16 protein-coding genes are annotated in these 18,232 nt (G+C 41.2%); 6 read left to right on the forward strand and 10 right to left on the reverse strand.

Annotated features, from left to right (window positions below):
• Positions 1 to 110 precede the first annotated feature (110 nt).
• From KKA81_07840 to KKA81_07860, 5 genes are all read left to right on the forward strand, one after another.
• A complete protein-coding gene (locus tag KKA81_07840) occupies positions 111 to 278 on the forward strand; it encodes a 4Fe-4S binding protein (protein MBU2650831.1) in 168 nt (55 codons plus the stop codon).
• Between the two features lie 139 nt (positions 279 to 417).
• The gene (locus KKA81_07845) at positions 418 to 3,270 is read left to right on the forward strand and encodes a 2-oxoglutarate dehydrogenase E1 component (GenBank protein ID MBU2650832.1); all 2,853 of its coding nucleotides are present in this window, start codon (positions 418 to 420) and stop codon (positions 3,268 to 3,270) included.
• A gap of 7 nt (positions 3,271 to 3,277) precedes the next feature.
• Positions 3,278 to 4,585 carry a 2-oxoglutarate dehydrogenase complex dihydrolipoyllysine-residue succinyltransferase gene (gene odhB, locus KKA81_07850; GenBank protein MBU2650833.1) on the forward strand — a complete coding sequence of 436 codons (1,308 nt, stop codon included), beginning with the start codon at positions 3,278 to 3,280 and terminating at the stop codon, positions 4,583 to 4,585.
• 21 nt (positions 4,586 to 4,606) lie between these two features.
• Entirely contained in the window at positions 4,607 to 6,205 is a 1,599-nt protein-coding gene (gene nadB / locus KKA81_07855) for an L-aspartate oxidase (protein MBU2650834.1), read from the forward strand.
• A gap of 10 nt (positions 6,206 to 6,215) precedes the next feature.
• Positions 6,216 to 6,728, forward strand: coding sequence for a gamma carbonic anhydrase family protein (locus tag KKA81_07860; GenBank protein ID MBU2650835.1), 513 nt, complete (start codon positions 6,216 to 6,218; stop codon positions 6,726 to 6,728).
• A gap of 38 nt (positions 6,729 to 6,766) precedes the next feature.
• Here the strand turns inward: KKA81_07860 and KKA81_07865 are convergent, their stop codons facing one another.
• From KKA81_07865 to rsgA, 9 genes are all read right to left on the reverse strand, one after another.
• Positions 6,767 to 7,279, reverse strand: a complete 513-nt coding sequence (locus KKA81_07865) for an OmpH family outer membrane protein (GenBank protein MBU2650836.1) — start codon at positions 7,277 to 7,279, stop codon at positions 6,767 to 6,769.
• Between the two features lie 118 nt (positions 7,280 to 7,397).
• Positions 7,398 to 8,024 (reverse strand): OmpH family outer membrane protein, encoded by a 627-nt coding sequence (locus KKA81_07870; GenBank protein ID MBU2650837.1) that lies wholly within the window; start codon positions 8,022 to 8,024, stop codon positions 7,398 to 7,400.
• A gap of 60 nt (positions 8,025 to 8,084) precedes the next feature.
• A complete protein-coding gene (locus KKA81_07875; protein ID MBU2650838.1) occupies positions 8,085 to 10,763 on the reverse strand; it encodes an outer membrane protein assembly factor BamA in 2,679 nt (892 codons plus the stop codon).
• On the reverse strand, positions 10,763 to 11,515 hold the full coding sequence (locus KKA81_07880; protein ID MBU2650839.1) for an isoprenyl transferase: 753 nt from the start codon (positions 11,513 to 11,515) through the stop codon (positions 10,763 to 10,765). The genes KKA81_07875 and KKA81_07880 overlap by 1 nt, the downstream gene beginning before the upstream one ends.
• 44 nt (positions 11,516 to 11,559) lie before the next feature.
• Positions 11,560 to 12,369, reverse strand: a complete 810-nt coding sequence (locus KKA81_07885; protein MBU2650840.1) for a hypothetical protein — start codon at positions 12,367 to 12,369, stop codon at positions 11,560 to 11,562.
• Between the two features lie 22 nt (positions 12,370 to 12,391).
• Complete coding sequence (locus KKA81_07890; GenBank protein ID MBU2650841.1) at positions 12,392 to 13,270, reverse strand: NAD kinase; 879 nt, start codon at positions 13,268 to 13,270, stop codon at positions 12,392 to 12,394.
• Between the two features lie 94 nt (positions 13,271 to 13,364).
• On the reverse strand, positions 13,365 to 14,816 hold the full coding sequence (locus KKA81_07895; protein MBU2650842.1) for a hypothetical protein: 1,452 nt from the start codon (positions 14,814 to 14,816) through the stop codon (positions 13,365 to 13,367).
• Positions 14,817 to 14,855: 39 nt separating this feature from the next.
• Positions 14,856 to 15,533 (reverse strand): CBS domain-containing protein, encoded by a 678-nt coding sequence (locus tag KKA81_07900; protein ID MBU2650843.1) that lies wholly within the window; start codon positions 15,531 to 15,533, stop codon positions 14,856 to 14,858.
• Positions 15,534 to 15,535: 2 nt separating this feature from the next.
• Positions 15,536 to 16,465, reverse strand: a complete 930-nt coding sequence (gene rsgA / locus KKA81_07905) for a ribosome small subunit-dependent GTPase A (GenBank protein ID MBU2650844.1) — start codon at positions 16,463 to 16,465, stop codon at positions 15,536 to 15,538.
• Between the two features lie 82 nt (positions 16,466 to 16,547).
• Between rsgA and KKA81_07910 the strand changes: the two genes are divergently transcribed.
• On the forward strand, positions 16,548 to 17,246 hold the full coding sequence (locus KKA81_07910) for a PrsW family intramembrane metalloprotease (protein MBU2650845.1): 699 nt from the start codon (positions 16,548 to 16,550) through the stop codon (positions 17,244 to 17,246).
• Here KKA81_07910 and dprA read toward each other — a convergent pair whose 3' ends face one another.
• A complete protein-coding gene (gene dprA / locus KKA81_07915; protein MBU2650846.1) occupies positions 17,247 to 18,137 on the reverse strand; it encodes a DNA-processing protein DprA in 891 nt (296 codons plus the stop codon).
• Positions 18,138 to 18,232 lie beyond the last annotated feature (95 nt).

The raw sequence follows: 18,232 nt of genomic DNA on the forward strand, positions 1-18,232 counted from the left end.
TGTTGCTTTTTTGATACTACCTGAAAGATACCTTATATATTTGCAACAACTGGTTTAATAACGATCATTCATTAACATTAACATTAAAATTAACCTTAAAATTAATTGTCATGGCTTACAAAATCACAGAAGATTGCACAGCTTGCGGCACCTGTATCGATGAATGTCCGGTAGAAGCTATCTCTGAAGGGGATATTTACAAAATTGATCCAGACATTTGCACTGACTGCGGTTCATGTGCCGATGTGTGCCCGGTTGATGCCATCATTCCGGCTTAATTCAATTGATTTAAGCAGTATCATTATAAAGATTTGTAAGTCCGCCTTTCATGGCGGACTTTTTTATTTTATCATGCTGTGAACAAATTGCAGCAAAATTTAATTTATACTTTTGTTATGCAATTATTACACAGCCACTATGGATAAGTTCTCGTTCCTAAACATTACAGAACCTGCTGCTATTGAAAGCATTTATGAGAAATACCTGAATGACCCGTCGTCGGTGGAAGATGGATGGAGACAGTTTTTCGAGGGTTTTGAATTTGCCAGGATGCATTATCCGCAAAAACAGGCAAAAACTCAGGTTATACCTGAAGAATTCAAGGTCATCAACCTTATCAATGCCCATCGTCAGCGGGGTCATCTTTTTACAAGAACCAATCCGGTAAGGACTCGCCGGAAGTATTTTCCCACTCTTGACCTAGAAAATTTCGGACTCAAGTCCGGAGACCTTTCTACTGTGTTTATCGCTGGAAATGAAATCGGGATTGGTCCTACACCCTTATCTGCCATCATTGACCATCTTCAACAAACCTATTGTCAGTCGGTTGGAGCTGAGTTCATGTATATGCGAAATCCCGATATTATAGGTTGGTTAAAAAACAAAATGGAGTCTTCCAGGAATACACCTAATTACTCCAGGGCAATCAAGGGGCGTATTCTTGAAAAAATCAGCCATGCTGTCTTATTTGAAAAATTTATACATAAAAAATTCCCCGGTCAAAAAAGATTCTCACTGGAAGGTGCCGAATCACTTATTCCGGCACTGAGCGCTATCACTGAAACCGGAGCCGGTTTTGGTATCCGGGAGTTCATTATTGGAATGGCTCACAGGGGAAGGCTTAACGTTCTGGCCAATATCATGGGAAAACCTTATCACCAGATCTTCCATGAGTTCGAAGGCAGTGCATATGACGATGAATACCTCCTGGGGGATGTAAAGTATCATTTGGGATATACCAGTGATATTCAAACCCCGGAAGGACATAACCTGAGACTGACCCTTTCACCCAATCCCAGTCATCTTGAAGCCGTTGATCCGGTAGTTGAAGGCATTGCACGGGCTAAAACAGATATTTCATTCAAAGGGGACTATAAACAAGTTGCTCCCATACTAATTCATGGGGATGCATCCATTGCCGGTCAGGGAGTTATATATGAACTTCTGCAAATGTCGGAATTACCGGGCTATAAAACCGGGGGTACCATCCATGTTGTCATTAACAATCAGATTGGATTTACTACAAACTACCTGGAGGCAAGATCAAGCACATATTGTACGGATGTTGCCAAAACCACACTTTCTCCGGTATTTCATGTCAATGGAGATGATCCGGAAGCTGTAGTATATACTGTACAGCTTGCCATGGAATTCAGGCAAAAATTTCATAAGGATGTATTTATAGATTTGCTTTGCTACAGGAAATACGGTCATAATGAAGGTGATGAACCTCGCTTCACACAACCCATTCTGTACAAGATCATTGAAAACCATCCAAATCCCCTGGAAATATATCGCAAAAGACTTGTTGCTGAGGGAAGTATTAGTATGGAAGAAGCGGATGAAATAGAAAAAAAGATAAGCATTATCCTGGAAGATAGTTATGCAAAATCAAAAGATGTAAAGAAAACCCATATTGAATCATTTCTCTGGGATATCTGGAAAGCTATTCCCAAAGCAAACCCGGAAGATTTTCACAAGCCTGTAAAGACTTCTATTTCTGAAAACCTTCTTCTTGAAATTACAGAGAAACTGACTGCCATCCCAAAAGATGTTAGAATATTCCGAAAGCTAAAAAAACTGCAAGAGGAAAGATTACATTCGATATCAGAAAAGGGAAATTTAGATTGGGCTATGGGAGAACAGTTAGCCTATGCGAGCCTGCTTTTGGAAGGCATCCCGGTAAGGCTTAGCGGGCAAGATGTTGCCAGGGGAACATTCTCTCACCGGCATGCAGTATTGAAAGTAGAAGACTCTGAAAAAGAATATGTTCCATTAAACAATCTCGGTAAAGAGCAAGCCCGTTTTGAGGTATTCAATTCTCCGCTTTCCGAATATGCAGTGTTGGGATTTGAGTACGGATACAGTCTTGCATCGCCCAATTCTCTTACAATTTGGGAAGCCCAGTTCGGCGACTTTTTCAATGGTGCACAGATCATTATTGATCAGTTTCTGAGCAGTGCTGAAGACAAATGGAATGTGATGAACGATCTTGTTATATATCTTCCTCACGGATACGAAGGCCAGGGGCCTGAACACAGCAGTGCCAGAATTGAACGTTTTCTGATTCTTTGTGCAGAGAATAATATTCAGATTGCCAATTGCACTACTCCTGCGAATCTCTTCCATATCCTTCGTCGTCAGCTAAAAAGGCCGTTTCGTAAGCCCCTGGTGATCTTTACACCCAAAAGTCTTCTCCGGCACCCATTATGCATATCTCCGATATCTGATTTTACCACGGGTAACTTCAGAGAAGTTATCGACGATGATCAGGCCGATCCTGAAAAAATTCAACGTGTTATACTTTGTTCGGGGAAAATATTTTATGAATTACTGGAAGAGAGGGAGAAATCAGGATACCCCGAGACTGCAATAATCAGGATAGAACAGCTTTACCCATTGCCTGAAAAACAACTTTCGGAGATAATAGCCAAATACAAAAATGCAAGTGACTGGCTATGGGTTCAGGAAGAACCTGTCAATATGGGTGCATGGAGTTTTATCCGGCAAAACTTTCACGAGAAGCCTATTACGGTAATTGCAAGACCGGCCAGTGGCAGCCCGGCAACGGGATCCAGTGAATTCCACAAGATACGTCAGCGAAAAATCATAGAGAAAGCTTTCGGGTCCTGTGACTGTCCTATGGTAAAAGAAGCCTGCAAAATGATCTGCATTGGGAACAGATGGAAGACTTTTGAAAAAGAATTGCAGCAGCACGATGGAAAACCATTGGAAACAAAATCCGTATCAGCCTTAAAACAACTCAAATAGTTGCATCATGACCATTGAAATTAAAGTGCCCAGTCCGGGAGAATCCATCAGCGAAGTACAGCTTGCAAGCTGGCTGGTAAAAGATGGAGATTATGTAGAAAAGGACCAGGAAATTGCCGAAATCGATTCCGATAAAGCCACTCTTACCATCAGTGCTGAAGAAAGCGGTATTATTAAACTGATGATTGAAGAAGGGAATTCTATCACTGTCGGCAGCGTAATTGCTACCATCAACGTCAAAAAAACCGGAAAGGATGATAAACCTCCGAAAACACCGACGGTAGAAGTACCGGCAGCTTCTTCATCATCAGGAGTGATACCCGAAGTTAAAGAACATAAAAAGGAAAGCGGTGAAGTATCAAAACCGGAAACAACGGGTGACGAAAGCGAAATATCCTTATCTCCTCTTGCACGAAAGATATTGGCTGAAAAGCAAATTCAAACATCTGAAGTGGTGAAGTTTTTCCGCAGTCTTAGATTATCGAAAAAAGATGTGGAATTTTTCCTTGAGCACAAAGATAAGGTGTCAGGTACAGCCAAGGAAAAGCCTGCAGATGAAATTCCGAGCAAGACAATATGGGGCAACAGGGAAACAGAAAGAAAAAAAATGTCAACCTTACGGCTTAAGATAGCCGAAAGGCTGGTTTCCGTAAAGAATGAAACTGCCATGTTAACTACTTTCAATGAGGTTAACATGACACCAATCATAAAGATCCGTAACCGTTATAAAGATATATTCAAGGAAAAGTACGGTGTATCCCTGGGGTTTATGTCATTTTTCACAAAAGCCGTAACGGAAGCATTACATCAATATCCCAGTGTAAACGCAATGATAGATGGACAGGAAATTGTTTATCATCATTATGCTGATATTGGGATTGCGGTAAGCACACCAAAAGGCTTGATGGTACCCGTTATAAGGAATGCCGAAACCATGAGTCTGGCAGAAATTGAGTCCGGCATCAAAGAAATGGCCATTAAAGCCAGAGACAATAAGATCACTCTTGAAGAAATGCAGGGCGGAACTTTTACCATTACTAACGGAGGAGTTTTTGGATCCATGCTATCCACACCCATCATCAACCCGCCACAGAGTGCTATCCTGGGAATGCATAATATTGTTGAAAGGCCTGTAGCGATTGAGGGGAAAGTGGAGATACATCCCATTATGTATGTAGCTCTTTCTTATGACCACAGGATAATTGACGGAAGGGAATCGGTTGGGTTCCTTGTCAAGGTAAAGGAAATGCTTGAAGATCCGGCAAAAATGCTGTTCGGGGGTAATGACCCGGTACAGAGTTTGTTAGGATTATAAACAGGCCGAAACCCGATTATTATGAGAAAATATGTTGATTTTCTGGTTCTTGGATCCGGCATTGCCGGATTGAGTTATGCCCTGAAGGTAGCTGACTATGGTAAAGTATGCGTAGTCACAAAATCGAATGCAGAAGAAACGGCCACGAAGTACGCTCAGGGGGGTATTGCAGCCGTGATGTACACTCCCGATACCTATGAAAAACACATACGGGATACCATCATCGCGGGAGATGACTTGAATGACAAGGAGATCGTGAGGATAACCATAACGGAATCGACTGACCGGGTAAAGGAGTTGGTTGAATGGGGGACCAATTTCGATAAAAAGGAATCGGGTCGGTTTGATCTTGCCCGTGAAGGGGGGCATTCGGAATCCAGAGTTTTGCATCATAAAGACAGCACCGGGCTTGAAATAGAAAACGCATTGCTGAATAGGGTTATGCAACATCCCAACATTGAAGTACTGGAAAATCATTTCGGCATTGACCTCATCACCCAGCATCACCTTGGAATCAAGGTTACCCGGCGTTCTCCTGATATCACCTGTTATGGAGCCTATATCCTGAACATAAAAACCAACGATATCCACACGATACTTTCGAAAATGACATTGATTGCCACGGGAGGAGCAGGAAATGTTTATAGTACAACAACGAACCCATCCATCGCAACAGGTGACGGAATAGCCATGGCATACCGTGCCAGAGCCACTGCGGAGAAAATGGAATTCATCCAGTTTCATCCGACTGCCTTGTATAATCCGGCTGAAAAACCCTCATTTCTCATTACAGAAGCCTTGAGGGGTTACGGAGCCATACTCAAAACCATCAAGGGAGAGGAATTCATGTCGAAATACGATGAAAGAGGATCTCTGGCTCCCAGAGATATTGTAGCCAGGGCCATTGACAATGAAATGAAGATCAGTGGAGATGACTATGTTTACCTCGATTGCCGTCATCTCGACAAGAATGAGCTGATCACCCGTTTCCCGAGGATTTATGCCAAGTGTCTGAGCATCGGGATTGATATCAGCAAAGATCCCATTCCGGTTGTACCTGCTGCTCATTATATTTGTGGTGGCATTAAGACAGACAAGAACGGCCTTACCAGCATAAAAAACCTTTATGCATCCGGTGAATGTGCCTCCACGGGATTGCACGGAGCCAACAGGCTTGCCAGCAATTCCCTGCTCGAATCAGCAGTTTTTTCTCACAGGGCCGCAATGGATTCTATTTCCAGGATAAACAAGGTGGAATTCTGCAGGGAAATTCCCGACTGGAACGCTGAAGGGACCGTACTTAATGAAGAAATGATCCTGATCACTCAATCTCTGAAAGAGATGCAATCCCTTATGACAGCCTATGTTGGTATTGTGAGGTCAGACCTCCGGTTGAACCGTGCATTTAAAAGGTTGGAAATCCTGTATAAAGAAACGGAAGAATTGTACACAAAATCAGTCCTTACCCAACAAATCTGTGAATTAAGAAACATGATCAATATCGCATATCTAATAATAAAAATGGCTATGGAGAGAAAGGAAAGTCGTGGTCTTCACTACTCTCTTGATTACCCCCCACGGCCACAGAGTTATGAATACACAAGCGGGGCACAGGATTAAATAAATAATTATGGCACTCATCAAGGAAGTTAAAGGCATCATTCCCAATATTGGCAAGAAATGCTTTCTTGCCGATAATGCTACGGTTGTTGGAGATGTTGTACTTGGAGATCATTGTTCTGTTTGGTTCAATGCAGTAGTAAGAGGAGATGTTCACTACATCAGGATCGGGCATCATACCAATATTCAGGATGGGGTTGTGATTCATTGCACTTACCGAAAGGCCCCGGTCAACATAGGAAACTACGTTTCTATAGCCCATAATGCCATTGTCCATGGATGTACCATACACGATATGGTTTTGATTGGTATGGGAGCTATCATTATGGATGATGTCGTGATAGACAGCAATTCAATAATTGCAGCCGGAGCGTTGGTTACCAAGGGCACACATATCGAAGCCGGAAGTGTTTACGCAGGAATGCCGGCAAAAAAGATCAAAGATATTGACCAGGGACTTTCAGAAGGAGAAATACAGAGAATCGCCAATAGTTATAACATGTATGCATCATGGTATAAATAAAAAAGGCTCCCGGGAGGAGCCTTCAGCATGTTCTTTTTTTAGATCCCCATTTTTTTTCTCACCAAAGGCAGAATATTTGTCCCTTTATCAAAATAAAGCAATGAACCGGTGCTAACATCAAAAATGTAAGTAAATCCATTTTCTGCAGCAACATCATTGATGGCTTTACGGGCTTTTTCAAACAAAGGGTTATACAATTCCTGCTGTTTGTTTTGAAAATCCAGTTCTGCAGTTTGTTGAAACTGCTGAATCCTGGTTTCAAGGTCGGTAATTTCCTTTTCCTTGGTTTGTTTGATAATATCCGACATGGTAGCAGCCGTATTCCGGTACTGCTGAACTTTGGTCTGATATTCCATGAGCATAGCCTCTATCTGACTTTCCAGCGATCGCTGATAATCCATAAGACGGGCCTCAACCGAGTCTTTTTCAGGCATTAGCTGTAACAACTCATTTGAATCGATATATCCAAGTTTTAGGGTTGCCTGCCCGAAAACAAAAGAGGATAAGGTTATCAGAGAAGCAAACAGAATGATACCAAACAGTTTTTTCATCTTGAAAATTTATGATTTATAAATGATAAACGATTGCAAATTTATACAAATATTTCACAGAGTGAAATAAAATCTTGCTGACCGCATATTAATTGAAATACCTGGTGATAACACAAAATTATTGGTCTTTGAGTTTATTGATCATTTTATTAACTCCCTGACTGTTATCCTGTGTTTGCCCGCTGGAAGTAACCGTTTGGGCAGGCCTTACTCTGTCTTCTCTTCTAACGGTCTGCATTACACTTCCCACTTCATCAAGGATATCATCGCTGATATCATATTTATCTTTGGCAAAGATAAGCGATAAACTGCCGGCCTTATCAAACACCATAGCGTAGTTATTGATTTCTGCGACGGTTTCAATAGCATTATAAATTTTTTCCTGGATAGGTTGAACGAGTTCCTGTCTTTTCTTAAAAAGATCACCCTCTCTTCCAAATCTTTGTTTTTGAAGATCTTTGGCTTCTTTTTCCTTTTGGATAATCTCGTTTTCGCGTTGTTTCTTCATGTCCTCCGGGAGCAGAACGGCTTCAGCCTGATAGGCTTTATAAAGCTGGTCAATTTCAGCAAATTTTTCTTCAATTTCTTTTTGCCATTTAATGGCAAATTCATCCAGGATGTCCTGGGCATCAGAATACTCCGGAATATTCGACAAGATGTAATCAGTATCAACATAAGCATATTTCTGGGCAAACAGTACTCCTGTGCTTAATACTGCCCAAAGGATAAAAGCTATTTTTTTCATTGCATTGAATAATTTATAGTTGAAAGGATGTCATAATCTTCATCAAAAAGCCTGCCAGTTTTAATCGATGGATTGATTGATAGAGAAATGGAAGTTACCGCCGGCTTTTACGCCAAGGTTATAAGGCTGATCAAACCCGTATCCCCAGTCCAGACCGAGTTCACCAAACATTGGCAGGAATATACGAACACCAAAACCTGCCGAGCGATAAACATCGAAGGGGTTGAAATCTTCAAAATACACCCAGTTATTACCGGCTTCAAGGAAACCCATGACATAAATAGTTGCGGTTGGGTTCAGGGAAAGCGGATAGCGAAGTTCCAGGGTATATTTTGCATAAACAGTTCCACCAATACCAGCATAAGCAGCTCTGTCGGGGCTGATCAATCCGGGACTGTCGTAGCCCCTCATTCCAATGATTTCCCTTCCATCAAGCTGATTATAACCACTCAGACCATCTCCTCCCAGATAAAAACGTTCAAAGGGGGTAACACCGATATCGTGATTATAGGTTCCCAAAAATCCAAATTTGGCGCGGGTATGCAATACCAGCTTATCAGCAAGTTCCGTGAAGAATGAAGCCTTGATCTTCCATTTATGGTATTCTATCCAGCGATACTTTTCGTTGGGGGTCATCTCCGTATAATCCTTATTGGAGAACCATGAATAGGGAGGTGTTAGTTCAAGCGACAGGGAAATGTCGGAACCTCCTCTTGGATAAAGAGGATTGGGTGTAAGAGAATTACGGCCCAACACAATATTGTAATTAAAATTATTGTAGAAACCTGTACCCGATCCTCCGGTAATAAGTTGAGTCCAGTTGTTCAGATCGTAACGCTGAAAATTGATGCCCTGAAAGAGCGTGAAAAAGTCATCCGGCCAGGTCAGTCTTTTCCCAAGACCAAAAGACAGACCGTTTATCTTGAAGGAAGAATATAAAGGATTCTTCCTGGAAAGACCATTATTGTATAATGAATAATAATAAGAAACGCTGAAAGCATTCGGTTTCCTTCCTCCCAGCCAGGGCTCCGTAAAAGCAACACTATAACTGATGTATCCCCGGCCATAGGATTGAACTCGCAAACTCAGTTTTTGTCCGTCACCAGAAGGCACCGGGTGCCATGCATCCTTATGAAAAAAGTTACGGAGAGAAAAATTATTGAAAGAAACTCCCAATGTGCCAATAATTCTGCCGTATCCCCATCCTCCTGAAAGTTCGATCTGATCTGCAGATGTTTCTTCTACTGAATAAATGATATCAACAGTACCACTGACGGGATCCGGGATTACATCAGGGGTGATCGTCTCAGGATTAAAATACCTCAGGGTACCCAGTTCCCTGATAGTACGTATAATATCGGAACGGCTGAACAATTGTCCCGGACGTGTCCGCACTTCCCTGATAATTACATGATCATTGGTACGGGTATTCCCTTTTATCTGCACTTTGTTTATGGTAGCCTGCTTTCCTTCTCGCATCCTGATCTCAATGTCTATTGAGTCGTTCTCTACCAAAACTTCCACCGGTTCCGCAGCGAAAAAAAGATACCCGTCATCAAGGTATAAAGAACTGACATCCAATCCCGACTGGTTGAATGAAAGATTAGTTTCCAAAACTTCCCGGTTATATACATCACCCTTTTTTATCCTGAGGATTTGGTTTAATTGTTCACTGGTATACTTCGTATTACCAATCCACGTGATGTTTCTGAAATAGTATTTTCGTCCTTCGCTGATGTAAATATCTATACTGATAGTATTTTCATCGTGTCTGTAAACCGAATCCTTAACAATTTCTGCATCCCTATACCCCAGTGAATTGTACTTTGCAATGAGTTTTTGCTTATCCTCTTCATAACTATTCTCAATGAATTTCGAATTTTTAAATATCCTTAATCTCAGGTTTTCACCTGTATAAACCTGGATATCATTGATCATACTAAAAATATCAACGCGGAATGCATCTTTTGCAAGCTTAAGGAAAAGTTTTTCAACATCATTTAATGGGTTGAACAGTCCCTTTTCTTTGGTTTCCTTAAAAACTCTCTTAATCTGTTCTTTGGAAATATTTTCGTTGCCATAAATATTGATCTCATAGATTTTTATCCGGTCGTTCTTATCGATATCAATTTCCAGAATGACATTATTGGCACGGGTTGTATCAGGAATTTGAATTATATCAACTTCAGCATTTAGAAAGCCTTTATCGCTGTAATAATCTTTAATAACATTGCCAACACGCATCAGCATGTTATCCGTTACAACATCTCCCCGGGTAATGCGCAGGTCATCCCTGAGATTATCGGCTTCGGCCTTTTTAATGCCTTTAAAGGAAAACTTCGACATACGTGGACGTTCCTTAAGGTATATATCGAGAAAAATCAGTTTACCCTCAGTCTTGGTTACGGTAATCTTTATATCCTCGAACAATCCCTGATCCCATAGTTTTTTTATTGCTTTTGAAATTTCTTCTCCCGGGACTTTGATTTTATCTCCAACGGCAAGACCTGACAGCAAAACCAGCACATTCTGGTCAAGATACTGGACTCCGGAGACAGTAATACCTCCGATTTCATATTCCATGGGCAGGGAATAATCCACTACATTTTCGTTGCCTCCTATTGAAATTTGGCCGTAAACCGGGTTTCCTGCAATAAAGACCAACAGTACCACCGATAGGGGGAAAAAGAAAAAAATATGATGCAGCCTTGCTTTGCGAAAACCTTTTTTTCTCTCCATTATAAACTTTCAACTTTAATTTGTTCACTGATCTTGCCAAACCTTCTTTCACGGGTCTGATAATTTATAATGGCTTCATAAAGGTTTTCCTTTCTGAAATCCGGCCATAAGACATCGGTAAAATACAATTCGGAATAAGCAATCTGCCATAACAGGAAATTGCTGATGCGCTGTTCGCCACTTGTACGGATTAACAGTTCAGGGTCAGGCAAATGCTGTGTTTCAAGATATTTCGAAATCAGTTGTGCATCAACATCAGCTGGTTCCAGTCCATGGGATTTTACATCACCGGCAATCTTTCTAACAGCTTCAGTAATTTCCCAGCGGGAACTATAGCTGAGAGCCAGGGTCAGGGTCATCCGGTCATTCCGGCTGGTATCTTCGATAGCACGCATCAGGCTTTTGTGAATGCTATCGGGCAGAGAACTTACATTGCCGATAGCATTAAGGCGGATTCTGTTTTTGTTCAGAGTTTCCGTTTCTTTGTTTATGGTCTGAAGCAGAAGGTGCATTAAGGCATCTACTTCATATTTGGGACGCGACCAATTCTCCGTTGAGAAAGCATATAAGGTAAGGTAAGGTATACCCAGTTCTGCAGCAGCTTCAGACGTTTCCCGAACAGACTTTACACCGTTCTTATGCCCAAATGTTCGGGGCTTGCCCCGCATTTTAGCCCATCGTCCGTTTCCATCCATTATGATGGCTACATGATTCGGCAAATGCTGCAAATCGACTTTTTCTTTAAGACTCATGCTTTCTTCCATACATGGGCACCAAAAGTACCACTTTTTCCTGATCAATACTTCCGCCTTGTGCCAAAATCGTTACAGCGGTAGTTTCTGAAAAGGTTAAATTTATATGTTATACTTATTCCTGTAAAATTATACCAGTCTTTGGTCTGAGGATCACCCCGTTCCATTCCGGGCTGATGGTTAAAGGTCGGATCAGAAAGGACTTCAGCCGGATTGTTACGATCAATGCTTTCACCACTAAGGTAATAGGTCTTACTTACATCATCAAGGTAATCGGTGAAAGTTTTTCGCAGTCCCCATTCAAATGAAAGACCCAGCCTTTCATTTAAGCTATACTTGAATCCGAAACCAAAAGGGAATGCAAAACCGAAAGTATTATAGGGTTTTCTACCATCGTATCCAACATTTTGGCCTTCTGTTCCAGCCCCACGAAGATCAACACCATCAGCTTGTGGATTAAACATAAAAAAAGAAACACCAGCAAATATATAGGGTGTGATCCTATCCCGTGTACTACCGGTAACATATTCAAAAAAATTAAATTCTACTACCGTAGAAATATCGGTAAGATTTGATTCAAAACTGAGTTGGCGTAAAGTATTGGCTTTTGTCACTGCATCATCGGCTTTGATTTTACCACGATACACACTTGCTTTAACTGCCCACCTGTCTGTATGATTATACCTGAGCATAGCTCCGTAAGCAAAATCGGTTTGTAGAAAATGTTTTACGGGATTCAGGTCTCCCAAATAATAGGATCCACCGCCAAACAATCCGGCTTCAAAACTTTGCTGGCCTGTTCCTGTGACAGCTATGAATAGCAATGAAATTAATAAACCTGTATTTCTGAACATATAATATATTTTCGTAAAGCCTTTAATTTCTGATATCAAGGCCCCATTTCAGTTTATCTCTTATGGCAGAAAAAAAAGTTTTATCGGCAATCTGCACCAGATTAACCTTAAAATCTTCTTTTTCAACCACCAACTCATACTCCGAATCTATGATCCTGGTCCGGGAATCAAGGCTGACCAGGAAATTGCGGTCCCTTCCTTCTATCCTGATCCTGATTTTACTTTTGTCGGATATAACGATAGGCCTGATTGTTAAATTGTGCGCTGCAATGGGTGTTATAACAAAATTCTCAGAACCGGGGGTAAGGATCGGGCCTCCACTGCTTAATGAATAAGCGGTAGATCCGGTGGGAGTTGCAACAATCAGTCCATCAGCCCAGTATGAGTTTAAGTAAAGATCATCAACATAAACGTGGGTAACAACCAGATGATTGCTGTCTTTTCTGGTGATAACCAAATCGTTGAGGGCATAATTAAAGTCACCAAACAACGAATTTCGGGTATTGACTTTCAATAAGGTACGCTTGTCCAGCCGGTATTTCCCCTCAAACAGCTTATCAATTGCCATGAGGGTCTCTTCCTTTGAAATACTCGACAGGTAACCCAACCTTCCAAGGTTGATGCCCAATACCGGAATACCGGAATCACGGATAAATGCAATTGTGTCAAGAAGGGTTCCATCACCACCTATTGAAAACAAAAAATCCGCTTTACCTGCCAAATCCTGATGGTTTGTAAAAAAATCCGGCTTTTCGGGTAGTTCAATCTTGTTAATAAGCATTTCATAATAAGGCTTATAAAAGATCAAATTCGTACCAGATTCCCCCAGTTTACGAAAAAGTTGCCGGAGATATATTTCATCCGCTTCAGCTTCCGTCCTCCCAAAAATGGCAATATTCATTATAAATGAATGATTTAGAATTATCTATACGGGTTGCAAGTTTACAAAATTAAGCGAATAATCCGGGAGAGGATTAACATCTTTTAACAATAATTTATATGGGCGCCATGAAATGCAGAAAGAATCCACATTCACCCATCCTGTTGACAGAAAACTCTGTCCTGATAACAACATCGTAGTAAGTCACAAAATCCAGCCCCACACCGTAGCCAATCAGGATGTTATTTTCCAGGGTATTATCCAGAGAAGGAACGCTTTGCGGATTATCAGCAAAACCCAGATCCATAAACAGATTAGTATAGATTGCAAAATGAACTTTGCTGAATTTATCGGTTGGGATAAAGCCCAGGTTAAAAACTTTTGGAGGAAGCAAAGCGAACTTAATATTGGATTTCATGAGTCCGAAGTTCCTTCCGTCGATAACATAATACTCGTATGAACGAACAAAGTCCCGGCCATACCCCAACCCTTTAAGCAAAAAATAGGGTTGAATCCTGTCGTTTGAAAACTTGGCATTGAGCCCCCAGGCAAAATAAAACCTGCTGTTTAGCTTCCAATACTTTCTGAAAGTACTTTTTATCTCCAGTAAGTCGATGCCTCCGTTGTCAAGGATTCCCAGACCAATTTTCTCGAATCCTGCATCGAAGTAATAACCGGTGAGGGGATATGCCTTGAAGTCGCGGTGATCACTTTTATATTCATAGAAAACACTGAAAAATTCCAGATCGCTTCTCTGTTCAAACGAATAGCCGGGATTCAATGAAATAAGTGAATCATCGAAATGATAATTATTATATGCGATTTCAAGCTTATGGGAATTGTAAATATCCTTCCGGTGCAGGAATTGCACAAAAGCAAAGCCTTCCTTTTTCACATACTTGCCGGTATTCTTGTAATATTCCAGGTTATTGTCCTTTGTCTCATAAGGGGCTTCATGATTTCCTGCTATCCCTGCACCAAAACCTATTCCAAGGGTTTCCCTGCGGTTTATATACGGAATCTGATAAAAAAAATCATAAAGCTGGTTATATCCGAACCTGAGCCGCAATTTAAGGGTTTCCTTGCGCCCGCGGAAGTTATCCCAGGTTATAAAAGCGCCATAACTTACTCTGCTGATATCTCCTGAAGCAAGCCAGGAGTTAAAATTACGATCCGACAACTCGAAAATCGGGAAAGGCCAAATATACCATCTTTCAAGAAGTGTTATCTGAATTTTCAAATCAAATGGCCGGCCTGTTTCCTGAAGAGTATCAATGGTCACAAAATTAAATAATGAAGTATTTAGCAGGTTTTCACGGCTCTTTTCCAGGGTGCCGGGCAATTCAGCTCCCAACAGAGTATCCCCGATTGCAAAAAGCAGTTCACGGTAAACAATCCTGTCTTTGGTGACTTTATTGCCTATAAGTGTAATCTCACTAACGTAGAATCTCTTTCCATCCGGCTCCCCATCCACATTCCCGGGAACAGGATTACGAACGGAATCAGCTTGTTGTGAATGACCAATGACTCCGGCAAAAATGAGTGATATTATATATAGGTATCGCATCCGTTCCAATTGAATGATATGGGTCCAATCATAAACGGATTAGTGCTCACTCCCTAAATTCAGGTAATTCAGCAACGACTGGTACCTATCTTTCAGATCCTCCAGATAAGCGATTTCCTCCGAAAATGTAGCCCGAATTATATAATTGTACCTGTTAAAGGTTTGCAGGATGCTGCTGATTTCAATTTTGTTCACTTTAAGAGTAACTTCAAGCTTTGTAGAATCAGGATCTGAAGAAATATATACACCCAGAATACGGGCATCATTAGATTCGACAATTTGAACAATTTCCAGCAGAGAATAGTTGTTTTCGCTGATTTCAAGAAGAATTACTCCTCCTGGATTGATAAACAGATCCATGTGGGCCATCTTGTCGACCAGACTTTCGAGAGTTATCGAACCAAGATAAACATGATTCTCATCCAAAACAGGAAGCAAAGTTAACTGGAACGCTCCCAATATTTTAACAACATCAAATAAATGCTGGTTTTTATACACAAAAGCCCGGCTCAACGACAGTGAATGATTACCGACAGGTTCCGAAGGGTTGTTCATGTTGTAAATATCGGAATCTGAAATTAAACCCAGGAACTGGACATCGTTGACAATCGGAAGGTGTGAAACCTTCAGTTCATCCATCATCCCCAGGGCATCTTCTCCTTTATCGCTGGTTTTCAGTGGAGTAATTTGATCCTGTATGAGTTCTATTGCGTACATATTTAATGGTCATTTTTAAGTATATCGTCATCCTGCAAAATGTTCAGATAATTTTGATATCTCGACAGGGGTATCTTGCCGGAATTTACAGCTTCCTTTACCGCACAACCCGGTTCATGCACATGAGTGCAATTATAATATTTACAAAGGTGCATCCATTGTCTCATTTCAGGATAGCGTTCAGCAATTTCTTCCGGTTTGAAATCGTATAATCCAAATTCTCTGATACCCGGAGTATCAATGATGAATCCTCCGTTACTCAATGGAAACATTTCCGCAAACGTTGTTGTATGCATTCCTTTTTGATGAAATGCGGAGAGTTTACGTGTTCTAAGATTGAGGCCGGGGATGATGGCATTTATTAATTCTGTTTTCCCAACACCGGAATGGCCTGACAGAAGGTTAATCTTTCCTGCCAGAAGAGAATGAAGCCGATCGAGATTATCGCCTCTCAGTGCAGAAACACTTACGCAAGGATAACCTGCTGAAGAATAAATAGCCGTAAGCTCTTCCAATTGAGACAGGGATTGATCATCATAAATATCCAACTTATTGAAAATAATGGCAGCCGGAATGTGATAGGCTTCCGAAGTAATCAGAAAACGGTCAATAAACCCTGTTGATGTACGAGGGAAGGCAAGAGTAACAATAAGGCAGGCCTGATCAAGGTTTGCAGCAATTACATGAGATTGCCTGGAAAGTTTGGTGGCTCTTCTGACGATATAATTGCGACGGGATTTTATGGATTCAATGATCCCGGTTTGTTCCTCATCCTGGAAAATAACATCAACCTTATCCCCTACTACCACCGGATTGGTTGCCTTACTCCCTTTAATACGGAATTTTCCTTTTAACCTGCAAGGCAACTCCAAAGCGTCTGTGGTTCTCACCATATACCAGCTTCCCGTTGATTTTGTGACAATGCCCTCCAATTTATCCTGAATAGAAATTATTATATTTGGTGTAAAAGTACTACAATTGTGTTATATTTGACTAGTATTAAAAACAGCGATTATGAGCCTGCTTTATTACCTCTCCCTCCCGATCTCCCCGATAGTGGCAATTATTATCCTGTTCTATCTTAAAAAGTATTACGACAAGGATCAATACCGGATCCTGATAAATGCTTTTTTTCTTGGGATCATAAGTGTTATTATTCCCTTGGTTTTCAACTTCTGGATGGATAGCCTCGGTTATAGCAACCTGAAAAACCTGAAAAGGATGCTTTTCTATTCATTTGTTATAACGGGCTTTCTGTCAGAACTCGGAAAATTTCTGATCCTGCGGTTTTATGTTTATCCAAGAGAACGGTTCGACGGGCCTTCCGATGGCATCATTTTCTCCATCGCTATTGGACTGGGTTATGCATCTATTGCCAATATACTTTATATATTTGGTATTATTGATACAGGCAGCACAAATCCTATCCTGGCACATGCCTACACAGCAGCTCCTGCTAGTATCTTTTTCGCCATCACCATGGGATTTTTTATGGGTATGGCCAAGCTGGGACACAATACTTTTCTTAACTCTTCCGCGGCCTTACTAACTACAGCATTTTTCCACGGTTTATATGATTTCTGCCTGATAACAAGAGATTATAAGTTGCTCAGCGTCTTTACATTCGGATTCATGATCCTGGTTATTCTTTTACTGTGGAGTGCTGCCAGAGGAAAAATTGAAGACAGGAGGACTCCTGTCAATAAGCCATGATTACACAGTAGTATATCGATTACCGGGCATAACCCTCAGATAACCATCAAGTTCCATTTCAAGCAACAGACTTTTTAATTCACCGTTGCTTAATCCTGACATGATTAACAATTGGTCTGTTTTAAGGCTTCCGTATTCTTTTATCAGGAAATAAATACGTTTTTGTTGAGGAGGCAATCCTGAAAACAATTCTGTTTGCATTCCTCCAGGGTTAACTCGCTCCCAGCCCATTGCATTAATTATATCCGATGAAGACCTTGCGATGGCTGCTTTATTATCATAAATAAGCCAATTACATCCCCCCGATTGCACATCATTCACCCTGCCAGGTATAGCAAATACATCCCTGTTATAGGAAAGAGCAATATCTGCAGTAATAAGGGCTCCACCTCGTTCAGCAGACTCTACCACCAGGATGGCATCCGACAATCCTGCAACGATCCGGTTCCGCTTCGGGAAGTTCTCCCGGTCAGGCTTGGTTCCCGTAATAAATTCCGTCAATAAGCCACCTTGATTGATGACTTTCGCTGCAAGATTCCTGTTTTCAGACGGATATACCGTATGAAAACCATGCGCCAGCACTGCCAGCGTTTGACAGCCTTCCTGTAAGGCAGTCTTATGGGCAATGCTGTCGATACCATATGCGAGTCCGCTTATGATCAATGCCCCCGTGTCCTTAAGCCCACGGATAAATTGCAGACATTGCTGTTTCCCGTAATCCGTCGGACTTCTTGTCCCAACCACCGCAATAGTTTTTCGCATATTCAGATCGGCATTTCCCCTGAAATAAAACACCAGGGGACTATCTTCACATTGTTTAAGCCTGTAAGGAAAATCAGGATTCTCAATAGAATACAACGAGAATTTTTTCTTGTATCTGTTCTCAATCATGATCTATTTATGAGAAAACTATTTATTAATGTTCGTTTTATAAAATAAATAATGCCCTGGACGGGCTGTGTCACAATTAATCTAAATTCTAGGTA

This window comes from Bacteroidota bacterium (genome assembly GCA_018831055.1).
Taxonomy (GTDB): domain Bacteria; phylum Bacteroidota; class Bacteroidia; order Bacteroidales; family B18-G4; genus M55B132.